21 protein-coding genes are annotated in these 18788 nt (G+C 72.4%); 16 read left to right on the top strand and 5 right to left on the bottom strand.

Annotated elements, in window-relative coordinates; all coding sequences use genetic code 11:
* Positions 1-153 precede the first annotated feature (153 nt).
* Complete coding sequence (locus ACIBL4_RS30280; RefSeq protein WP_399414964.1) at positions 154-795, top strand: DUF6328 family protein; 642 nt, start codon at positions 154-156, stop codon at positions 793-795.
* On the top strand, positions 792-1085 hold the full coding sequence (locus ACIBL4_RS30275) for a LysR substrate-binding domain-containing protein (RefSeq protein ID WP_399414963.1): 294 nt from the start codon (positions 792-794) through the stop codon (positions 1083-1085). The genes ACIBL4_RS30280 and ACIBL4_RS30275 overlap by 4 nt, the downstream gene beginning before the upstream one ends.
* Before the next feature lie 2 nt (positions 1086-1087).
* Here the strand turns inward: ACIBL4_RS30275 and ACIBL4_RS30270 are convergent, their stop codons facing one another.
* Positions 1088-1546, bottom strand: a complete 459-nt coding sequence (locus tag ACIBL4_RS30270; protein ID WP_399414962.1) for an ATP-binding protein — start codon at positions 1544-1546, stop codon at positions 1088-1090.
* A 213-nt stretch (positions 1547-1759) separates the two neighbouring features.
* Here ACIBL4_RS30270 and ACIBL4_RS30265 point away from each other — a divergent pair, with 213 nt between their 5' ends.
* Positions 1760-2620 carry a helix-turn-helix transcriptional regulator gene (locus ACIBL4_RS30265; RefSeq protein ID WP_356923779.1) on the top strand — a complete coding sequence of 287 codons (861 nt, stop codon included), beginning with the start codon at positions 1760-1762 and terminating at the stop codon, positions 2618-2620.
* Positions 2621-2629: 9 nt separating this feature from the next.
* Positions 2630-2860 (top strand): DUF397 domain-containing protein, encoded by a 231-nt coding sequence (locus ACIBL4_RS30260; RefSeq protein ID WP_356923780.1) that lies wholly within the window; start codon positions 2630-2632, stop codon positions 2858-2860.
* A 74-nt stretch (positions 2861-2934) separates the two neighbouring features.
* Here ACIBL4_RS30260 and ACIBL4_RS30255 read toward each other — a convergent pair whose 3' ends face one another.
* Positions 2935-4062, bottom strand: coding sequence for an 8-amino-7-oxononanoate synthase (locus ACIBL4_RS30255; protein ID WP_399414961.1), 1128 nt, complete (start codon positions 4060-4062; stop codon positions 2935-2937).
* Positions 4063-4212: 150 nt separating this feature from the next.
* Between ACIBL4_RS30255 and bioB the strand changes: the two genes are divergently transcribed.
* From bioB to ACIBL4_RS30225, 6 genes are all read left to right on the top strand, one after another.
* A complete protein-coding gene (gene bioB, locus ACIBL4_RS30250; protein ID WP_399414960.1) occupies positions 4213-5391 on the top strand; it encodes a biotin synthase BioB in 1179 nt (392 codons plus the stop codon).
* Positions 5384-6679, top strand: coding sequence for an adenosylmethionine--8-amino-7-oxononanoate transaminase (locus ACIBL4_RS30245; protein WP_399414959.1), 1296 nt, complete (start codon positions 5384-5386; stop codon positions 6677-6679). The genes bioB and ACIBL4_RS30245 overlap by 8 nt, the downstream gene beginning before the upstream one ends.
* A 1-nt stretch (position 6680) precedes the next feature.
* On the top strand, positions 6681-7406 hold the full coding sequence (gene bioD, locus ACIBL4_RS30240) for a dethiobiotin synthase (protein ID WP_399414958.1): 726 nt from the start codon (positions 6681-6683) through the stop codon (positions 7404-7406).
* 85 nt (positions 7407-7491) lie between these two features.
* The gene (gene bla, locus ACIBL4_RS30235) at positions 7492-8391 is read left to right on the top strand and encodes a class A beta-lactamase (protein WP_399414957.1); all 900 of its coding nucleotides are present in this window, start codon (positions 7492-7494) and stop codon (positions 8389-8391) included.
* Positions 8392-8443: 52 nt separating this feature from the next.
* Complete coding sequence (locus ACIBL4_RS30230) at positions 8444-9328, top strand: endonuclease/exonuclease/phosphatase family protein (protein ID WP_399415150.1); 885 nt, start codon at positions 8444-8446, stop codon at positions 9326-9328.
* A 69-nt stretch (positions 9329-9397) separates the two neighbouring features.
* A complete protein-coding gene (locus ACIBL4_RS30225) occupies positions 9398-10081 on the top strand; it encodes a class I SAM-dependent methyltransferase (protein ID WP_399414956.1) in 684 nt (227 codons plus the stop codon).
* Positions 10082-10090: 9 nt separating this feature from the next.
* Here ACIBL4_RS30225 and ACIBL4_RS30220 read toward each other — a convergent pair whose 3' ends face one another.
* Both ACIBL4_RS30220 and ACIBL4_RS30215 read right to left on the bottom strand, forming a co-directional pair.
* Entirely contained in the window at positions 10091-10465 is a 375-nt protein-coding gene (locus ACIBL4_RS30220) for a hypothetical protein (protein ID WP_010041116.1), read from the bottom strand.
* A 4-nt stretch (positions 10466-10469) separates the two neighbouring features.
* A complete protein-coding gene (locus tag ACIBL4_RS30215) occupies positions 10470-10709 on the bottom strand; it encodes a toxin-antitoxin system HicB family antitoxin (RefSeq protein ID WP_086853303.1) in 240 nt (79 codons plus the stop codon).
* 134 nt (positions 10710-10843) lie between these two features.
* Here ACIBL4_RS30215 and ACIBL4_RS30210 point away from each other — a divergent pair, with 134 nt between their 5' ends.
* The 3 genes from ACIBL4_RS30210 (at position 10844) to ACIBL4_RS30200 (ending at position 14741) form a co-directional block, all read left to right on the top strand.
* Positions 10844-11659 (top strand): ABC transporter ATP-binding protein, encoded by an 816-nt coding sequence (locus ACIBL4_RS30210; RefSeq protein WP_399415149.1) that lies wholly within the window; start codon positions 10844-10846, stop codon positions 11657-11659.
* A gap of 3 nt (positions 11660-11662) precedes the next feature.
* On the top strand, positions 11663-14230 hold the full coding sequence (locus ACIBL4_RS30205; protein ID WP_399414955.1) for an ABC transporter permease: 2568 nt from the start codon (positions 11663-11665) through the stop codon (positions 14228-14230).
* An 85-nt stretch (positions 14231-14315) separates the two neighbouring features.
* Positions 14316-14741: a GNAT family N-acetyltransferase gene (locus tag ACIBL4_RS30200; protein WP_399414954.1), complete on the top strand. Its 426-nt coding sequence runs from the start codon at positions 14316-14318 to the stop codon at positions 14739-14741.
* On the opposite strand, the gene ACIBL4_RS30195 is transcribed toward ACIBL4_RS30200, so the two are convergent.
* Positions 14731-15273: a TetR/AcrR family transcriptional regulator gene (locus ACIBL4_RS30195; protein ID WP_399415148.1), complete on the bottom strand. Its 543-nt coding sequence runs from the start codon at positions 15271-15273 to the stop codon at positions 14731-14733. The genes ACIBL4_RS30200 and ACIBL4_RS30195 overlap by 11 nt on opposite strands.
* A gap of 224 nt (positions 15274-15497) precedes the next feature.
* Here ACIBL4_RS30195 and ACIBL4_RS30190 point away from each other — a divergent pair, with 224 nt between their 5' ends.
* From ACIBL4_RS30190 to ACIBL4_RS30180, 3 genes are all read left to right on the top strand, one after another.
* Entirely contained in the window at positions 15498-16838 is a 1341-nt protein-coding gene (locus ACIBL4_RS30190; RefSeq protein WP_399414953.1) for a hemolysin family protein, read from the top strand.
* Positions 16835-17848 carry a hemolysin family protein gene (locus ACIBL4_RS30185; RefSeq protein WP_399414952.1) on the top strand — a complete coding sequence of 338 codons (1014 nt, stop codon included), beginning with the start codon at positions 16835-16837 and terminating at the stop codon, positions 17846-17848. The genes ACIBL4_RS30190 and ACIBL4_RS30185 overlap by 4 nt, the downstream gene beginning before the upstream one ends.
* A gap of 88 nt (positions 17849-17936) precedes the next feature.
* Positions 17937-18716: an SGNH/GDSL hydrolase family protein gene (locus tag ACIBL4_RS30180; RefSeq protein ID WP_399414951.1), complete on the top strand. Its 780-nt coding sequence runs from the start codon at positions 17937-17939 to the stop codon at positions 18714-18716.
* The last annotated feature ends 72 nt before the right edge of the window (positions 18717-18788 follow it).

Genomic DNA, 18788 nt, shown 5'->3' with positions numbered 1-18788 from the left:
CTTGTGGGGGGGGTTGGGTGTGTTTTCCACTTCCGGCTCACCGGCTGGTGGGGGGGCGGGGGGGTGGGCGGGGCGGCGGGGGGGGGGGGGCCCCCCCGCCCCCCCCCCCCCACGCCGGAGCGTGACACGGCCTCAAGTGGTTACCCGTCCCCCATGGCCGAGCACCGTCCCTGCACCGCACGCGGCGAGACCCCGCTGCAACGCGCCGACCGGAACTTCGTCGAGCTGCTCCAGGAGCTCCGGGTCACCCAGACGGGCGTACAGATCCTGTTCGCGTTCCTGTTGTCGCTCGCGTTCACCTCGCGCTTCACGTCCCTCGACACGGTCCAGCGCGTCACCTACGTCATCACGCTGCTGCTGGCGGTCCTGGCCGCGGCGCTGTTCACCGCGCCGGCCGCGTTGCACCGCTCGCTTTTCCAGCAGGGCGCCAAGCCGCGCATCGTGCAGGTCTCCTCACGACTGGCCACCACCGGCCTGGTCGTGCTGGTGTTCGCCTTCAGCGGTTCCGTGCTCCTGGTGGTGGACGTGACGACGAGTCGGGCCGGTGGCATCGCCGCGGGCGCGGCGACGTTCCTGGTCTGCGTCGGCCTGTGGGGGCTGCTCCCCCGGCTGGTGCGGCGGGCGGGGCTGCGCGAGGAGACGGACGCCCGCCCCGAGCGACCTGAAGCCACCGTCGAGGAGCCCGCGCCCCGGGGCGCCGTCCGGATCCCCGCGCCGCTGCGCGGCACCATCAGGCAGCCCTCAGGGGTTCGAGAAGGAACAGCACGCCGGGAAGCGTCAGCGCGGCACCGGTGACCTCCTCGGCGGCCCGCGCGGTGGCCAGGGCCGGGGCCAGCCCGTCGGTGCTGGTCTCGACACCCGGGTACGCGCTGGTCAGTGCGGGGCACGGGGTGGGCGTCGTACCGGAGATGGTGGCGCGGACGTCGGTCACGCCGGTCGGGGTGCGCCCGCTCGGGGCGGGCGAGCTGCGCCGTACGATCTCCGTCGCCTATCGGGGCGAGGAGGCGGCGCCTGCCGTGGAGGCTTTTCGGGCCTTGTTGCGCTCGGCGTTCGGCCGCGCGCGGCACACGTCACGGACGCGGTGAGGTCACGGCTCCTGCTTCCTCGCCGTCGGCACGGGCTGGGCCGGGACGGTCCAGGGGAGTTCGATCGAGATGGTCTTGCCGCCCTCGCGGGTGGGGCGGATCCTGAGCCTGCCGCCGCATTCCGCGGTCAGCCAGCGGATGATGACGAGGCCGCGGCCATTGTCCTGCTGGACGGCGGCGGGCAGGCGTCTGGGGAAGCGCGGGTGGCTGTCCGTGACGCCGATGCGCAGGTGTTCGTCGCGGTCGAGTGCGACGTCCACCGTGAAGGTGGGGGACTGTCCGAAGGTGTGCTGGACGGCGTTGGTGGCGAGTTCGGAGATGATGAGCCGGATGGAGTCGGACACTTCCGTGTCCGCCGGCAGGCCCCACTCCGCCAGCGTGCCCACGACGTAGGCGCGCGCCGCGGAGACCGAGGCGGGATCGCTCGGCAGAGTGACGGATGCTTCCAGATGGTCTGCCATGGCGACGTCGTCCCTTTCCCGCGGGACCGCAGTCCGACACGGAGCGGAAGGTTCGAGTACGGTCCCGGACTGGTGCTTCGTCGCCAGAGTGCCACCAGAACACCCCTCAAGGGCGGCGATCCACCAAGATATGCATATATCTGTCGCTCAAAGCGGTGAACTCTACGACGCGAGACCGTATTTGGGTGGCTCGGAGGGAGTAAGGAGTAGCCCATGCAGCACGGTCCCGCGGTGCGCCGCCGGAAACTGGGCGCCGAACTTCGCGCGCTGCGCACCTCGGCGGGGCTCACCAGTGGTGAGGCGGCCCGGCTGGTGGGCTGGCACCAGTCGAAGGTCAGCCGTATCGAGACGGGCACGAGCGGGGTGAAACCGGCCGATGTGCGGTTACTTCTCGATGCGTACGCCGTGGCGGACAGGCAGCTGCGCGAGTTGCTCATGGTGTTGGCGGGGTCCGAGGACAGCGACGGCCGGACCCACTGGTGGCACGCCTACCGCGGGGTGCTGCCGCCCACCTACCGGGACTTCATCAGCCTGGAGTCGCAGGCCGGGGCGATGCGCACGCTGGAGACCACCGTCGTCCCGGGGCTGCTCCAGACACCCGAGTACGCGCGTGCGGTGACGAAGGCCGCGGTGGAGGGCCTGCCGGAGGACCGGCTCGACACGCTGGTCGAGGTGCGGCTGGCCCGGCAGGACGTGCTGCGCGCGGATCCGCCGCTGGAACTGAGCGCCGTCCTGGACGAGGCGGTGCTGCGGCGGGAGGTGGGCGGGCCGGGGGTCATGGCCCGGCAGCTGGAGAGGCTGGTCGAGGCGGCGCGGCTGCCCCAGGTGCGGCTCCAGGTGCTGCCGTTCGCCGCCGGGGCGCACATCGGCGTTACCGGCCCTTTCGTTATCTTCTCATTTTCGAGCACATCTGATCTGGATGTGGTTGTTCTCGACCACTTGACGAGTAGCCTCTACCTCGAACGGAAAGAAGACCTCCAGGCCTACACGGAGGCCTTCAACGCCCTTCAGATCCACGCCCTTTCGCCCGAGGACTCGTTGGATTTCATCGCCGGGACAGCCGCCGGCGCGTAAGGAGGCACCATGCGTGCACTGCCTCGTCACGTCCCCTCAAGCATCGAACTGCACGGTGTGCGGTGGTTGCGCAGCAGCTACAGCACCGGCGCGAACAACTGCGTCGAGACCGCGCGTCCGGACGTCCCGCCCTGGGCCGGACTGCTCGCCGTGCGGGACTCCAAGGACCCGGCCGGGCCCGCGCTGCTCTTCTCCGCGAGGAGCTGGGCGGAGTTCACGGCCGCGGTCGACCGCATCTGAGCCGCATCCGAGCTACGTCCGCACCACTTCTGATCAGTCCCTTGTCGAGCGACGCACGGCCGTGTCACGCCGACTCATGGCCGCGTCTCGCCGATCAGTCGTACAGCGCGTTCGATCTGTTCACCGGTCAGGTCCGCGCGGGCGGTCAGCCTGAGCCGTGAGATGCCGTCCGGTACGGAAGGAGGACGGAAGCAGCCCACGGCCAGGCCCGCCGCGCGGCACTCGGCCGCCCAGCGCACGGCGTCCTCGGGAGAGGGCGCCCGCACGGAGACCACCGCGGCGTCGGGACGTACCGCTTCCAGACCCGCGGCGGTCAGGCGTGCGTACAGCTCGCCCGCCACCGCGCGGGCCCGTGCCGCGCGCTCCGGCTCGCGGCGCAGCAGCCGCAGGGCCGACAGGGCCGCCCCCGCCGCCGCGGGGGCGAGACCCGTGTCGAAGATGAACGTCCGTGCCGCGTTGACCAGGTGGTCGATCACCCGGGCGGGGCCGAGGACGGCTCCGCCCTGGCTGCCGAGCGACTTGGACAGCGTGACCGTCACGACGACGTCGTCGGCGCCCGCGAGCCCCGCCGCGTGTGGGGCGCCGCGGCCGCCGTCGCCGAGGACGCCCAGGCCGTGGGCGTCGTCGACCACCAGTCCGGCGCCGTGCTCCCGGCACGCCTTCGCGAGCGCGGACAGCGGGGCCGCGTCGCCGTCGACCGAGAAGACCGTGTCGGACACGGTGATCGCCGGGCCCTCGTGCGTGTGCAGCGCCTTGCGCACGGCGTCCGGCTCGGCGTGCGCCACCACCTGGGTCGTGCCGCGGGCCAGCCGGCAGCCGTCGATGAGCGAGGCGTGGTTGCCCGCGTCGGAGACGATGAGGGAGCCGTGCGGGGCCAGCGCGGTGACCGCCGCGAGGTTGGCCGCGTAGCCGGAGGAGAAGACCAGGGCCGCCTCGAAGCCGCAGAAATCGGCCAGTTCCTGTTCCAGTTCGGCGTGCAGTTCGGTGCTGCCGGTCACCAGCCGGGAGCCGGTCGAGCCGCCGCCCCAGAGCCGCGCGGCCCGGGCCGCGCCCTCGGTGACCTCGGGATGGTGGGCCAGGCCCAGATAGTCGTTGCTCGCCAGGTCGAGGAGCGGCGAAACGGCCGGACGGGGGCGCAGAGTCCGGACGAGTCCGGCACGGCGGCGCAGCCGGTCCTGCTCGTCGATCCAGCCGAACGCCATGGGTGGTCCTCCGGGGAATTTGTAGGCAGTGCACAGACACTAGCGGGAGCTCCAGCAGGTCAGTATGTGGCAATACCCACACCTCGAAGCGACTCTGTTGTCCGAAGTCTCCTTGGCCCGGGGCGCCTCCGTAGGACAGGATCGGCTCCCATGGACCTGCTGAACACGCTGGTGGACAAGGGGCTTCGGCGCGAGCTGCCGAGCCGAGAAGAGGCACTGGCCGTCCTCGCGACGTCCGACGACGACCTGCTCGATGTGGTGGCCGCGGCCGGGAAGGTGCGCCGGCACTGGTTCGGCCGGCGGGTGAAACTCAACTATCTCGTCAACCTCAAGTCCGGCCTGTGTCCCGAGGACTGCTCCTACTGTTCGCAGCGGCTCGGCTCCCAGGCCGGGATCCTGAAGTACACGTGGCTCAAACCGGACCAGGCCTCCGACGCGGCGGCGGCCGGGGTGGCCGGGGGCGCCAAGCGGGTGTGCCTGGTGGCCAGCGGGCGCGGTCCGACGGACCGGGACGTGGACCGGGTCTCCGAGACCATCAGGGCGATCAAGGAGAACAACGAGGGCGTCGAGGTGTGCGCCTGTCTCGGGCTGCTCTCCGACGGACAGGCCGAGCGGCTGCGCGAGGCCGGCGCCGACGCCTACAACCACAACCTCAACACGTCCGAGGCGACGTACGGGGAGATCACCACCACGCACACCTACGCCGACCGCGTGGACACCGTGGAGAAGGCCCACGCGGCGGGGCTGTCCGCCTGCTCCGGGCTGATCGCCGGCATGGGCGAGACGGACGAGGACCTGGTCGACGTCGTCTACTCGCTGCGCGAACTGGACCCGGACTCGGTTCCGGTCAACTTCCTGATCCCGGTCGAGGGCACCCCGCTCGCCAAGGAGTGGAACCTCACCCCGCAGCGCTGCCTGAGGATCCTGGCCATGGTGCGCTTCGTGTGCCCGGACGTCGAGGTGCGCATCGCGGGCGGCCGGGAGGTCCATCTGCGCACGATGCAGCCGCTCGCGCTGCACCTGGCCAACTCGATCTTCCTCGGCGACTACCTCACGACCGAGGGCCAGGCGGGCAAGGCCGACCTGGAGATGATCGCGGACGCCGGGTTCGAGGTGGAGGGCACCGACCAGGTGACGCTGCCGGAACACCGGGCGGCCGGGGGCTGCCACGACGGCGGCGGAGTGTGCGGTTCCGAGGGGGGTGGCGGAGTCTGCGGCTCCACCGCCGCTCCGGAAGCCGCCGAGCCCCGCACGGCCGCGGAGCCCCGTACCGACCTGGTCGCCGTCCGCCGCCGGGGCGCCGGAACGGACCTCGCGCCCAATGCCTGAGCTGACGGTGCCCGAGCTCACGGTGCCCGAGCTGCTGGAGCTCGACCGGCGGCATGTGTGGCATCCCTACGGCCCGATGCCCGGCCGGCGGGAGCCGCTCGTCGTGGAGTCGGCGAGCGGGGTGCGGCTGCGGCTCGCCGACGGCTCGGGAGAACTGGTCGACGGCATGTCGTCCTGGTGGTCGGCGATCCACGGCTACAACCACCCGGTGCTCAACGAGGCGGCGCGCGGGCAGCTGGAGCGGATGAGCCATGTGATGTTCGGCGGGCTCACCCACGAGCCCGCCGTGCGGCTGGCGAAGCTGCTTGTCGACATGTCGCCCGAGGGTCTGGAGCATGTGTTCCTCGCCGACTCCGGGTCCGTGTCGGTCGAGGTCGCGGTCAAGATGTGCCTCCAGTACTGGCGCTCGCTGGGCCGCCCCCGCAAGCAGCGGCTGCTGACCTGGCGCGGCGGCTACCACGGCGACACCTGGCAGCCGATGTCGGTGTGCGATCCCGAGGGCGGGATGCACGAGCTGTGGAGCGGGGTGCTGCCGCGTCAGGTGTTCGTCGGTCCGCCTCCGGCCGGGTACGAGGAGTCGTACGCCGAGCAGCTGCGCGCGGCGGTCGAGCGGCATGCCGACGAGCTGGCCGCGGTCATCGTGGAACCGGTGGTGCAGGGCGCGGGCGGGATGCGGTTCCACTCCCCCGCTTATCTGCGGGTCCTGCGCGAGGCGTGCGACGCACACGGCGTGCTGCTGGTGTTCGACGAGATCGCGACCGGCTTCGGCCGCACGGGCGCGCTGTTCGCTGCGGAGCACGCGGCCGTGACACCGGACGTGATGTGCGTGGGCAAGGCGCTGACCGGCGGTTACCTGACCATGGCGGCGACGCTGTGTACCCCACGGGTCGCCGACGGCATCTCGCGCGGCGGGGTGCCGGTGCTCGCGCACGGCCCGACCTTCATGGGCAATCCGCTGGCGGCGGCGGTGGCCTGCGCCTCGATCGAGCTGCTGCTCGGCCAGGACTGGCGCACGGAGGTCAAGCGGATCGAGACGGGGCTGCGGGACGGGCTCGCGGCGGCCTCGGATCTGCCGGGTGTGAAGGACGTGCGGGTCCTCGGCGCCATCGGGGTCGTCCAGCTCGGCCACGAGGTCGACATGAAGGCGGCCACGGAGGCGGCCGTACGCGAGGGCGTGTGGCTGCGGCCGTTCCGCGATCTGATCTACACCATGCCGCCGTACGTGACGGGCGACGCGGACGTGGCGCGCATCGCGCGGGCGGTGTGCGCGGCGGCGCGGGAGGGATGACATGTCGGTACTGGTGATCACGGGCACGGGCACGGAGGTCGGCAAGACGGTCGTGACCGCCGCGGTGGCCGCGACGGCGCTGGCGTCCGGCCGTTCGGTGGCTGTGCTGAAGCCCGCGCAGACGGGCGTCCGGCCGGACGAGCCGGGGGACGCCGCCGAGGTCGCGCGGCTCGCGGGTGCCGTGACGACGGCGGAACTCGCCCGCTATCCCGAGCCGTTGGCGCCCGCCACGGCCGCCCGCCGGGCCGGTCGCGCCCCCGTGCATCCGCAGGAGGTCGCGGAGGCCGCCGCCAAGCTGGCCACCGAGCACGACCTGGTGCTCGTCGAGGGCGCGGGCGGGCTGCTCGTACGGTTCGACCCGGCCGGCGGCACCCTGGCGGACGCGGCCCGGCTGCTGTCCGCGCCGGTGCTGGTGGTGGTGTCGGCGGGGCTCGGCACCCTGAACACGACGGAGCTGACGGCGCGTGAGCTCCGCTCCCGGGGGCTGGACCCGGCGGGGATCGTGATCGGGAGCTGGCCCGCCGCGCCGGATCTCGCCTCGCGCTGCAATCTCGCGGACCTGCCGGACGTGGCCGGGGCACCGCTGCTGGGCTCCGTGCCCGCCGGGTCGGGGGCCCTTGCCCCCGCCGCCTTCCGGGCGGCCGCGCCGCAGTGGCTGGCGCCGCGCCTGGACGGTACGTGGGACGCGGAGGCGTTCCACGTACGCCAGGCGCCCCCGGCGTTCTGAGAGTTCCGGGCGGGTGCGCGGTGAAACCGGCGCGGAGGTGATCGCGTGTTGGACTACGTACGCGATCACCTCCGAAAGGAACACCGTGCACAGCACACACCCACGCCCGTCCCGCCGCACGGCCCTCGTGCTGGGCGCCGCCGCCGCTCTCTCGCTGGGCGGCGGCACGGCTCACGCCTTACCCGCTACGGGCGGCGTCACCGCACGGCTGAGGGAACTGGAGCGGGAGCACACCGCCCGGCTCGGCGTGTACGCGCGGAACATGCGTACGGGCCGGACGGTTGCCTACCGGGCCGACGAACGCTTCCCGATGGCCTCGGTGTTCAAGACGCTCGCCGCCGCGGCCGTGCTGCGCGACCTCGACCGGGACGGCGAGTTCCTGGCCCGGCGCATCCGGTACACCAAGGACTACGTCACGAAGTCGGGGTACTCCCCCATCACCGAGGACAACGTCGCGACCGGCATGACCGTCGGCGAACTGTGCGACGCCACCATCCGCTTCAGCGACAACACCGCGGGCAACCTGCTCCTGAAGGAGCTGGGCGGTCCGACCGCCATCACGCGTTTCGCCCGCTCGGTCGGTGACGGTGTCACCCGGCTCGACCGGTGGGAGCCCGAGCTCAACTCCGCGGAGCCCTGGCGCGTGACCGACACGACGTCCCCCCGCGCGATCGGCCTGACCTACGCCCGTCTCGTGCTCGGCGACGCGCTGCAGCCCCGGGACCGGGCACGGCTCACGGACTGGCTGCTGCGGAACACCACCAGTACCGAGAAGTTCCGCAAGGGACTTCCCCCGGAATGGGTGCTGGCCGACAAGACCGGCCAGCCGGAGTACGGCGGCGCCCACGACGTGGGCATCACCTGGCCGCCCGACGGGTCGCCGATCGTGCTGTCCGTCCTGACGACCCAGCCCGAACAGGACGCCCCGGCCGACAACGCGCTGGTGGCCAGGACGGCCGCCCTGCTGGCGGCGGAACTCGCCTGACGTGGTCGTCGACGGCAGGCCGTCGTGGAACGCCTGGCTCGTCGGCGGCGCCATGGGTGTCGCCGGCCTGCTGGCCCTGCACTCCGCCGTGCCCAACGGTGTCGGGCGTCTGGGGAGCCTGCTGGAGACGTTCCTGCCGTGGCTGGGCGTGGCGGTGCCTCTCCTCGGCGGCGTCGCCGTGCTCAAGCGGTCACGGGCAGGGCTGCTCGCCTGCCTGGCGCCCGTGGCCGTCTGGCTCTGGATGTTCGGTGGGATGTGGTTCGCCTCGTCCCCGGCGTCGTACGACCTGACCGTCGTCCAGCACAACGTGGCCGACGACAACGCCGATCCCGCCGGCACGGCACGCGCCCTGCTCGCCACGCGGGCGGGGCTGGTGGCCGTGGAGGAACTGACGCCCGCGGCGCGGCCCGCCTATCAGGACGTGCTGGGCGTCTCCCACCCGCACCGGGCGGTCCACGGCACGGTCGGGCTCTGGTCGGCCTGGCCCCTGTCGGACGTGCGGGCGGTGGACATCCGGCCCGAGGGTTTCCCGGAGAGCTGGCGGCGCGGGCTGCGAGCCACGGTGTCCGCGCCGGGCGGGAAGCTCGCGGTGTACGTGGTCCATCTGCCGTCCGTCCGGCTGGGTCCGACGGGGTTCGCCTCGGCGGCCCGCGACGAGAGCGCGGCACTGCTCGGCGCCCGGGTCGCGGACGACCCGGCCGGCCGGCTCCTGGTCGTGAGCGACCTCAACGGCACGGTGCAGGACCGAGGGCTCGGCCCGCTCACCTCCCGGCTGGGCGCCCCGAAGTCGGGGTTCGCGTTCAGCTGGCCGGCCGCTCTGCCGGTGGCGCGGATCGACCAGGTGCTGGGCCGGGGCGTCGAGGTGACGGAGGTGTCGGCACTGGACGCGACGGGCAGTGACCATCGGCCGGTGCTGAGCCGCGTACTCCTGCGGTAGACGGCAGGGGTGCGCCGGGCTCGTCCGGGGGACAATCGCGGTAAGGCCCGCCTCGTCAGGGAGGTCTCCATGCCGCTCCGGTCCGCCCGTTCCGGCAAGGCGTCACGAGATGCCGTGCACCATCCCCTGTTCGCACGTTACTACGCGCGGATCAGTGTCGCCGCCGAGACCCGGATGGGCGTGGGCCAAGTCCGCGAGCGGCTGCTCGACGGGCTGTCGGGGCGGGTGATCGAGATCGGCGCGGGCAACGGGCTGAACTTCGCGCACTACCCGGGCACCGTCTCCGAGGTCGTGGCCATCGAGCCCGAGCGGCGGCTGCGGCAGCTGGCCGTGGAGGCCGCCCTGCGTGCGGACGTGCCAGTCGACGTGGTGCCGGGGGCGGCCGAGGCGCTGCCGGTCAAGAGCGAGGGCTTCGACGCGGCCGTGGTGTCCCTGGTCCTGTGCAGTGTGCGGGACGTGCCCCGGGCGCTCGGGGAGCTCAGGCGTGTGCTGCGGCCGGGCGGTGAGGTGCGGTTCTTCGAGCACGGCCGGGGCGGCGGCCGGGTGATGACCTTCAGCCAGCGCGCCCTGGACCGGACGGTGTGGCCGCTGGTGAGCGGGGGCTGCCATCTGGCACGGGAGCCGGTGCGGGCGCTGCGGGACGCCGGTTTCGAGCTCGGCCCCTACCGGCGGATGCTGTTGCCGGAGCAGGGGCCGGCGCTGCCCATCTCGTACTGCGTGCTGGGCACGGCGTGGCGCCCGGTCAGCTCGTAGCCCGCGCGGTCACAGGCTCCACTGGCGCAGTTCCTGCTCGATGTCCCGCACGGACGCCTCGCCGCTCTTGACCAGCCGGGCGAGGTCGCGGACCTGCTCGGGTGAGGTGACGACCTTGGCGCCGCTGGCGACGAGGTACGCGTAGGCGACGGCGGAGGCGAACAGGGCGTTGGAGCGTTCCAGCGCGGGGACGTGGATCAGGAGCTGGAGGAGCGCGGCGGCGCGGGCGTGCGGGCTGTCGTAGACGGGGACGTCGAATATGGCGGCCTGGTGGCGTGCGACGGCGGCGACGAGGGCTCCCCAGTCGGTGACCTGGGGGTCTCCCGGGGTCTTCTGCTCGGCGAGCATCAGCAGCCAGGCGAGGTCGATCTCGAGGTTGTTCAAGGGTTCAGCGGCGACCTTCGCGCGTGCCTTCACGGTCCGGGCCGAACTCCTCGGCGAAGACGGACTCGTACTGCTTCATGAAGTCGGCGGCGGCCTCCACGAACGTGTGGCCCACCTCGCCGGTGTCCTGTCTGACCAGCTCCTCGATGTAGCGGTTGACGCTCATGCCGCGGGCCAGGGCGCGCTCGCGGGCGGCCCGGGCGGTGCCCTCGTCGACTCGCACGTTCAGCTGGGTCTTCGCCATACCTCGAAGCTAGCGCGGAGGTGCTAGCACCGGCAAGGGCGGAACTCCGACCCGAGGAGGATACGAGTGTGGGCCGCGTCACATTACCCTCGGGCAAGGTGACGGAATCCGGCGTCCACCACGAGGAGGCGGCCTTGTCCACACCTGCTGCGCAGCACGTCCCCGGCCTCGCGTCGGCCGACGGGATCGCGGCCCGGGCCCGCGGTCTGACCAAGGCGTACGGCTCGGGCGAGACGACCGTGCTCGCGCTCGACGCGGTGGACGTCGACATCGTCCGCGGCCGGTTCACCGCGGTGATGGGGCCGTCGGGTTCCGGGAAGTCCACGCTGATGCACTGCCTGGCGGGGCTCGACACCGTCTCGGCCGGGCAGGTGTGGCTCGGCGACACGGAGATCACGGGTCTGAAGGAGCGCGATCTGACGCGGCTGCGCCGCGACCGGATCGGGTTCATGTTCCAGTCGTTCAACCTCATCCCGACCCTGAACGCGCTGGAGAACATCACCCTGCCCATGGACATCGCGGGCAAGAAACCCGACGAGAAGTGGCTGGACCAGGTGATCGACACCCTCGGCCTGCGGGACCGGCTCAGGCACCGGCCGTCGCAGCTCTCCGGCGGCCAGCAGCAGCGGGTGGCCTGTGCGCGGGCGCTGGCCTCCCGGCCCGAGCTGATCTTCGCGGACGAGCCGACCGGCAACCTCGACTCGCGCGCCGGCCTGGAGGTGCTGGGCTTCCTGCGCGAGGCGGTGGACCAGCTCGGGCAGACCGTCGTCATGGTCACCCACGACCCGGGCGCCGCCGCCCACTCCGACCTGGTGCTCTTCCTCGGGGACGGCCGGATCGTCGACGAGATGCGGCGGCCGACGGCGGAGTCCGTGCTGGAACGCATGAAGCGGTTCGACGTGATCCGGACCCGTTTCGACGACGCCCCGGCGGCGTCCGAGGAGAACTGACCCGTGCTCAAGGCGACCCTGAGGAGCTTCCTGGCGCACAAGGGGCGGCTGCTGCTCTCGGCACTCGCCGTCCTGCTGTCCGTCGCGTTCGTCACGGGCAGTCTGATCTTCTCGGACACCGTCAGCCGTACGTTCGACCGGCTGTTCGCCTCCACCGCGGCCGATGTCACCGTCAGCCCGAAGGAGGGCCTCGACGAGGCCGTGCCCTCCGGCCGGACGGCCACCCTGCCGGCCGCGCTCGCCGAACGCGTGCGGCGGGTCGACGGAGTCGCGGCGGCACGCGCCGAGGTGGACGTGGACGGCCTCACGGTCGTCGACCAGGACAACGAGCCGGTCGGCCCCACCACCGGCGCTCCCACGCTCGGCACGGCCTGGAACCCCAACGAGCGCAGCCCCGTCGAACTGACCTCCGGTCACACGCCGCGCGGCGACGGGCAGGCGCTGCTCGACTCGGAGACCGCCGACCGCAAGGACGTGGCGATCGGCGACACCCTCACCGTGATCGCACCGCCCGGGTCGTTCAAGGTCCGGGTCGTCGGCATCGCCACGTTCACGACCACCAACCCTGGCGCCGCACTGGTGTTCCTCGACCCCCGCACCGCGCAGGCGAAGCTGCTGGACAGTCCGCGGGCGGCCACCAGCATCTCGGTCGACGCCGCCGACGGTGTCAGCGACGAGCAGCTCAAGCACAACGTGGCCGCCGCGCTCGGCGCCCGCGCCTACGACTTCAGGACCGCCGACGAGCAGGCCGAGTCGGACGTCGAGCAGCTGGGCGGATTCCTCGACGTCATCAAGTACGTGATGGTCGGCTTCGCCGGGGTCGCCGTGCTGGTCGGCGTGTTCCTGATCGTCAACACCTTCTCCATGCTGATCGCCCAGCGCACCCGCGAGCTGGGGCTGCTGCGTGCGCTCGGCGCCGACCGGCGCCAGGTCCGCCGTTCGGTGCTCACGGAGGCGCTCCTGCTCGGTCTGGTCGGCTCCACGCTGGGACTCGCCGCCGGCGTCGGGCTCGCGGCCGGGCTCATCGAGCTGATGGGGCTGCTCGGCATGAACATCGACGCCGGCGAGATGGTCATCGGCTGGGTGACGCCTGTGACGGCGTACGTCGTCGGTCTCGGGGTCACCTTCGTCGCCGCGTATCTGCCGGCGCGGCGGGCCGCCGGGGTGTCGCCGATGGCCGCGCTCTCGGACGCCGAGGTCGCCGGGGTGGGCCGGCCGCTGCGGGTCCGCGCGGTGGCGGGCGCGGTCGTCGGGGCGGCCGGTGCGGCGGCGCTCGTGGGCTGCGTGGTGGCGGAGCGGACGTCGTCGGCGGCGTCCCTGCTGGGGCTCGGCATCGTGCTCACCCTGATCGCGACCGTGATCGCGGGGCCGCTGCTGGTGCGCCCGGTGATCCGTGTCCTCGGCGGGGCCTTCCCCGCCCTCTTCGGATCGATCGGCCGGATGAGCCAGCGCAACGCCCTGCGCAATCCCCGCCGTACCGGCGCCACCGCGGCCGCGCTCATGGTGGGCCTCGCCCTGGTGGGCGGGATGTCGGTGGCGAGCGAGTCGATGACCGCCTCGTTCGACCGGCAGATCGACAAGACGCTGGGTGCCGACTTCGTGATCCAGAACACCAACTTCCTGCCGTTCCCGAAGGAGGTCACCGACAAGGTGCGCGGCACCGAGGGCGCGGGCCTCGTCGTGCGGGGGCGGTTCACGCCCGTCGGGGTGCGGCTCCCGGACGGCGACCGCGTGGAGACGACCGCCGCGGGCTACGATCCACGGCTCGACGAGGTAGCCAATATCACGTATGTGCAAGGGGATTCGGCGGCGGCTCTCGCGGACGGGCGCCTCGCCATGGACCGGGACTTCGCGCGCGACCACGGCGTGCGGGTGGGCAGCACCGTCCCGGTGGAGTTCCCGGGCGGACGCAGGGCCGAGCTGACTGTCGGCGCCCTCACCGACCAGGACTCCGCCGAGGGGTTCGGCACGCAGGGCGGGCTCTACTTCGGCCTCGCCACGCTGGAGCGGTACGCGCCGGGCGGGCAGGACTCCGCGCTGTACGTCAACGCCGCCACCGGCACCAGCGACGACGACCTGCGCGCGAACCTGGAGCGGACCCTGGACCCCTACCCCCAGGTGCAGGTGCGGGACCTGGCCGACTACAAGCAGCTGGTGCACGACCAGATCGCCGTCCTGCTGTACCTCGTGTACGCGCTGCTGGGGCTGGCGATCATCATCGCGGTGCTCGGCGTGGTCAACACCCTGGCGCTGTCGGTCGTCGAGCGCACCAGGGAGATCGGGCTGCTGCGGGCGATCGGGCTGGCCCGGCGGCAGCTGCGGCGGATGATCCGGCTGGAGTCGGTGGTGATCGCCGTGTTCGGGGCCGTCCTGGGGCTCGCGCTGGGGCTGGTGTGGGGCGTGTGCACCCACGAGGTGCTGGCCCTCCAGGGCATGACGGCCCTCGCGATCCCGTGGACCACGATCGTCGCGGTGGTGATCGGCTCGGCGGTGGTGGGGGTCGTCGCGGCGCTGCTCCCGGCGTTGCGTGCCTCCCGCATGAACGTACTGGCGGCCATCGCACACGAGTGAGGGTGTGACCGGCACCGCACGGGGTCTGACGTCCGGATGCTGAAATCCATACGCCCGGTGTGACCGTGCGTGATGTGATCACCGCATGACCGAGCTGCGCATCCGGGCCGCGACGCCCGAGGACTTGGACACCGTGCTGGCCTTCTGGAAGGTGGCCGCCGAGGGCACGAGCATCAGCGACGACCGCGGTGGCGTGGAGCGGCTGGTCGCACGCGACCCCGAGGCGCTGATCCTCGCGGAGCGGGACGGTGAGCTGGTGGGCACGGTGATCGCGGGGTTCGACGGCTGGCGCTGCCATCTCTACCGGCTGGCCGTGCATCCGGACCAGCGCCGCCAGGGCATCGCCTCCGCGCTGCTCGCCGCGGCCGAGGAGCGGTTCGTCACGCTCGGCGGGCGGCGCGCGGACGCGATGGTGCTCACGCGCAACGAGACCGCGCACCACGCGTGGGGAGCCGCCGGGTACGCGCCCGAGGAGCGGTGGCGACGCTGGGTGAAGCCCCTCACCGACTGAGGGCTCCCGCCACCAGCCGACGGGCGTAGGCGGTGTCGAGTCCGTCCGGGCGGAACAGGATGCGGTACATCAAGGGCGCGACGACCTGGTCGACGACCGTCTCGACATCGGGTGCCGGTTCCCCCCGCTCGGACGCGCGACGGACGATGACGTCGATCTGCTCGGCGGCGTAGGCGGAGCACTGGCCCGCGTTGCCGCCGTCCGGGTCGCCGAGCAGGGCGTCGCGGATGTAGGCGCGGCCGGGCGGTGAGGCCATCTCATCGAGGAACTCCTCGGCCCAGGCCGTCAGGTCGGACACCAGGGTGCCGTGATCGGCGGGCTCGGTTTCGGGCCGCAGCCGCTCCACCGCCACGTCCGACAGCAGCGCCTGCAGGTCTCCCCAGCGGCGGTAGATCGTGGACGGCGTCACGCCCGCGCGCTGGGCGACCATCGGCACGGTCAGGGCGTCCCGGCCGACCTCCGAGGCGAGTTCGCGCACGGCGGTGTGCACCGCCGCCTGGACCCGCGCACTGCGCCCACCGGGGCGCACCATCTGCCTGCTCACGGAACCCACCTTAAAGCGAACCCGTTGCTTCTAGCGTGCCCGCCGAGCCGCGCTGAGCACCCCGGCTACAGGACTTTGCCCATCCTTTACCCTTGGATGGCCACTCGGTTCTGCATGAAAGGTTGTGAGCGTCCGCCCATGGGCGAGCCTCCCAGTACGCGACACCGCGCGTTCCGCCCCGTCCTGGAGAACCATGGAACGGGGGTGAACCGATGACCGAAGTGCTCCTCCTCCTGGCGGCGATCCTGCTCTCGCTCGCCTGTGGCGCCTTCGTGGCGGCCGAGTTCTCCCTCACCACGGTCGAGCGCGCCGAGCTGGAGCAGGCGGTGGCGCGCGGCGAGCGGGGCGCGCAGGGCGCCCTGAAGGCCGTACGGAATCTGACGTTCCAGCTCTCCGGCGCGCAGCTCGGCATCACGGTCACGAACCTCGTCGTCGGCATGCTCGCCGAGCCGTCGATCGCCGCCCTGATCGCCGGGCCGCTGGAGTACATCGGCGTGTCACGGTCGGCGTCGCACAGCCTGGCCTTGGTGCTGGGCACGGCGCTGTCGACGGTGTTCCTGATGGTCGTCGGCGAGCTGGTGCCCAAGAACTGGGCGATCTCGTCGCCGCTGGCGGTCGCCAAAACCGTGGGCAACGCCCAGCGCTGGTTCAGCGCCGCGTTCCGGCCGTTCATCACGCACCTCAACAACACGGCGAACCGGGTCGTGCGCCGGATCGGTGTGGAGCCCGCCGAGGAGCTGGCGTCGGCGCGCGGGCCGCAGGAGCTGGCGGCGCTCGCCCGGCACTCCGCCAAGGAAGGCGTCCTGGAGGCCGACACCGCCGAGCTGTTCGTACGGACGCTGAACCTCGCCGACCTGACCGCGGAGAACGTGATGACGCCCCGCGTGCAGGTCGTCGCCCTGGAGGTGCAGGCGACCCTGGAGGACGTGGCGAACGCGACCCGCGCGACCGGCCTGTCCCGGTTCCCCGTCTACCGCGGCACCCTCGACTCGGTCGTCGGGACGGCACACGTCAAGGACGTGCTGACGGTCCCGGCGGAGCGCCGGACCCGGATCTTCGTCTCCGAGCTGATGCGCGAGCCGCTGCTCGTCCCGGAGACCCTCACCGTCGACCGGCTCCTGGACCGGCTCTCCGGCAAGCGCACGATGGCCGTGGTGATCGACGAGTACGGCGGCACGGCGGGCGTGGCCACCCTGGAGGACATCGTCGAGGAGGTCGTCGGCGAGGTGCGCGACGAGCACGACCCGCACGAGCTGCCCGACCTCGCGCCGGCCGGCACGGACGAGGCCGGGCACGCCCTGTACTCGGCCGACGGCTCCGCGCGCGTGGACCACCTCGAACGCGTCGGGCTGCGTGCCCCGGAGGGGCCGTACGAGACGCTCGCCGGGCTGGTGGCGACGGTGCTCGGCCGGATACCGGCCGCCGGTGACATCCTCGAGGTCGCCGGCTGGCGGATGGAGGTCCTGGACGCCACGGGCCGCCGGGCCGCGCGCGTCCGGCTGCAAGCACCCCTCGACGACGAGAAGCCCGACGAGAAGGGAGTGGAGCTGTGACCGCCGTCCAGCTGCTGATCGGTCTGGCGACGCTCGTCGTCAACGCCTTCTTCGTCGGCGCCGAGTTCGCGCTGATCTCGGTGCGCCGCAGCCAGATCGAGCCCTACGCCGACCGCGGCGACCGGCGCGCCAAGAGCGTGCTGTGGGGCCTGGAGCACGTGTCCGCGCTGATGGCGGCCGCGCAGCTCGGCATCACGCTGTGCACGCTGGTGCTGGGTGTGGTGGCCGAGCCGGCGATCGCGCACCTGCTGGAGCCGGTGTTCCACGCGATGGGCGTGCCCGAGAGCGCGGGACACGCGGTGTCCTTCGTGATCGCGCTGGCCCTGGCCACGTATCTGCACATGCTGCTCGGCGAGATGGTGCCGAAGAACATCGCGCTCGCCGAGCCGGTGCGCAGCGCGCTGACGCTCGGCCCGCCCCTGGTGGCGCTGTCCCGGGCGCTGCGCCCGGTGATCTTCACGGTGAACGCCTTCGCCAACGCCCTGCTGAAGCTGCTGCGCGTGGAGGCGCGCGAAGAGGTCGCCGCGTCCTACTCGGACGCCGAGATCGCGCAGATCGTGAAGGACTCCAGCGAGGCCGGCCTCATCGACGACCGCGCCCAGGAGCGGCTGCACGACGCGCTGGAACTGGGCCGCCGTCCGGTGCGCGACGTGGTGCTGCCGCTGGAACGCGTGGTGTACGCGCGGGTGGGCGTCACTCCGGACGAGTTGGAGCGGCTGTCGGCGGAGACCGGGTTCTCACGCTTCCCGGTGGTGGACGAAGGGCGGCGGATCGTCGGTTACCTGCATGTGAAGGACGCGCTGGACGCCACCGGGCGCGAGGTGCCGTTCCGGCTGCGGGACATGCGGCCCATCGCGCGCGTGCGGGAGCACACGCCGCTGGACGACGTCCTCACGGCGATGCGGGGCAGCCGTACGCACCTCGCGGCCGTCCTCGGGGCGGACGGCCGGATGGCCGGCCTCGTGACCATGGAGGACGTCCTGCGGGAGCTGTTCGGCCAGCGGGCGTGAGGCAGCGGGCAGGAAATCGAGGGTCGTCGATGCTTCCGGACGGGTGACCGACTGCTGGGTATGTGCACGGGATACTATTTCCGCCGCCATGGACACGAACCCCACCTACAGCAGCCTCGTCGCGGTCGGCGACTCCTTCACCGAGGGCATGTCGGACCTGTTGCCCGACGGCACCTACCGGGGCTGGGCCGATCTCCTCGCTGCGAGGATGGCGGCCCGCACGCCCGGTTTCCGCTACGCCAACCTCGCCGTGCGCGGCAAACTGATCCGGCAGATCGTCGACGAGCAGGTGGACGTGGCGGCGGCCATGGAGGCCGACGTCGTCACCCTGGTCGGCGGGCTCAACGACACGCTGCGGCCGAAGTGCGACATGGGCCGGGTGCGCGGACTCCTGGAGGAGGCCGTGGAGCGGCTGGCCCCGGCCTGCAAGCAGCTCGTGCTGATGCGCAGTCCGGGCCGCCGGGGTCCCGTCCTGGAGCGGTTCCGGCCGCGCATGGAGGAGCTGTTCGTCTGCGTCGACGAACTCGCCGCCCGGCACGACGCGATCGTCGTCGACCTGTACGGCGCCCCCTCGCTCTCCGACCCGCGCATGTGGGACGTGGACCGGCTGCACTTGACGGGCGAAGGGCACCGCCGGGTCGCGGAAGCGGTGTGGCAGGCGCTCGGCTACGAGCCCGAGGACACCGAGTGGCGCACCCCGATGCCGACGACGCTGCCGCCCGGCTGGGTCATGCGGCGCGCGGCGGACCTGCGGTTCGCCCGGCAGCACCTGCTGCCCTGGATAGGCCGCCGCCTGACGGGCCGCTCCTCGGGCGACGGCCTGCCGCCGAAGCGGCCGGAGCTGCTGCCGTACGAGGACCGGGCGTAGGCGGTTCCCGCGACGGCGCGCATGACCGGCGGGCTCGCGGGCGGGGGCGCCGACACGCTCTTGTAGGTTCCC

This window comes from Streptomyces sp. NPDC050416 (assembly GCF_044458845.1).
In the GTDB taxonomy this organism is placed as follows: Bacteria; Actinomycetota; Actinomycetes; order Streptomycetales; family Streptomycetaceae; genus Streptomyces.
This window is presented reverse-complemented; position numbering and strand designations above follow the sequence as displayed.

What these genes read in the sequence shown, in the direction of transcription:
- ACIBL4_RS30280 (WP_399414964.1), top strand. Translation starts at nt 154, where the DNA reads ATGGCCGAGCACCGTCCCTGCACCGCACGCGGCGAGACCCCGCTGCAA.
- ACIBL4_RS30270 (WP_399414962.1), bottom strand. Translation starts at nt 1,546, where the DNA reads ATGGCAGACCATCTGGAAGCATCCGTCACTCTGCCGAGCGATCCCGCC.
- ACIBL4_RS30265 (WP_356923779.1), top strand. Translation starts at nt 1,760, where the DNA reads ATGCAGCACGGTCCCGCGGTGCGCCGCCGGAAACTGGGCGCCGAACTT.
- ACIBL4_RS30260 (WP_356923780.1), top strand. Translation starts at nt 2,630, where the DNA reads ATGCGTGCACTGCCTCGTCACGTCCCCTCAAGCATCGAACTGCACGGT.
- ACIBL4_RS30255 (WP_399414961.1), bottom strand. Translation starts at nt 4,062, where the DNA reads ATGGCGTTCGGCTGGATCGACGAGCAGGACCGGCTGCGCCGCCGTGCC.
- bioB (WP_399414960.1), top strand. Translation starts at nt 4,213, where the DNA reads ATGGACCTGCTGAACACGCTGGTGGACAAGGGGCTTCGGCGCGAGCTG.
- ACIBL4_RS30245 (WP_399414959.1), top strand. Translation starts at nt 5,384, where the DNA reads ATGCCTGAGCTGACGGTGCCCGAGCTCACGGTGCCCGAGCTGCTGGAG.
- bioD (WP_399414958.1), top strand. Translation starts at nt 6,681, where the DNA reads ATGTCGGTACTGGTGATCACGGGCACGGGCACGGAGGTCGGCAAGACG.
- ACIBL4_RS30230 (WP_399415150.1), top strand. Translation starts at nt 8,444, where the DNA reads ATGGGTGTCGCCGGCCTGCTGGCCCTGCACTCCGCCGTGCCCAACGGT.
- ACIBL4_RS30225 (WP_399414956.1), top strand. Translation starts at nt 9,398, where the DNA reads ATGCCGCTCCGGTCCGCCCGTTCCGGCAAGGCGTCACGAGATGCCGTG.
- ACIBL4_RS30215 (WP_086853303.1), bottom strand. Translation starts at nt 10,709, where the DNA reads ATGGCGAAGACCCAGCTGAACGTGCGAGTCGACGAGGGCACCGCCCGG.
- ACIBL4_RS30200 (WP_399414954.1), top strand. Translation starts at nt 14,316, where the DNA reads ATGACCGAGCTGCGCATCCGGGCCGCGACGCCCGAGGACTTGGACACC.
- ACIBL4_RS30195 (WP_399415148.1), bottom strand. Translation starts at nt 15,273, where the DNA reads ATGGTGCGCCCCGGTGGGCGCAGTGCGCGGGTCCAGGCGGCGGTGCAC.
- ACIBL4_RS30190 (WP_399414953.1), top strand. Translation starts at nt 15,498, where the DNA reads ATGACCGAAGTGCTCCTCCTCCTGGCGGCGATCCTGCTCTCGCTCGCC.
- ACIBL4_RS30180 (WP_399414951.1), top strand. Translation starts at nt 17,937, where the DNA reads ATGGACACGAACCCCACCTACAGCAGCCTCGTCGCGGTCGGCGACTCC.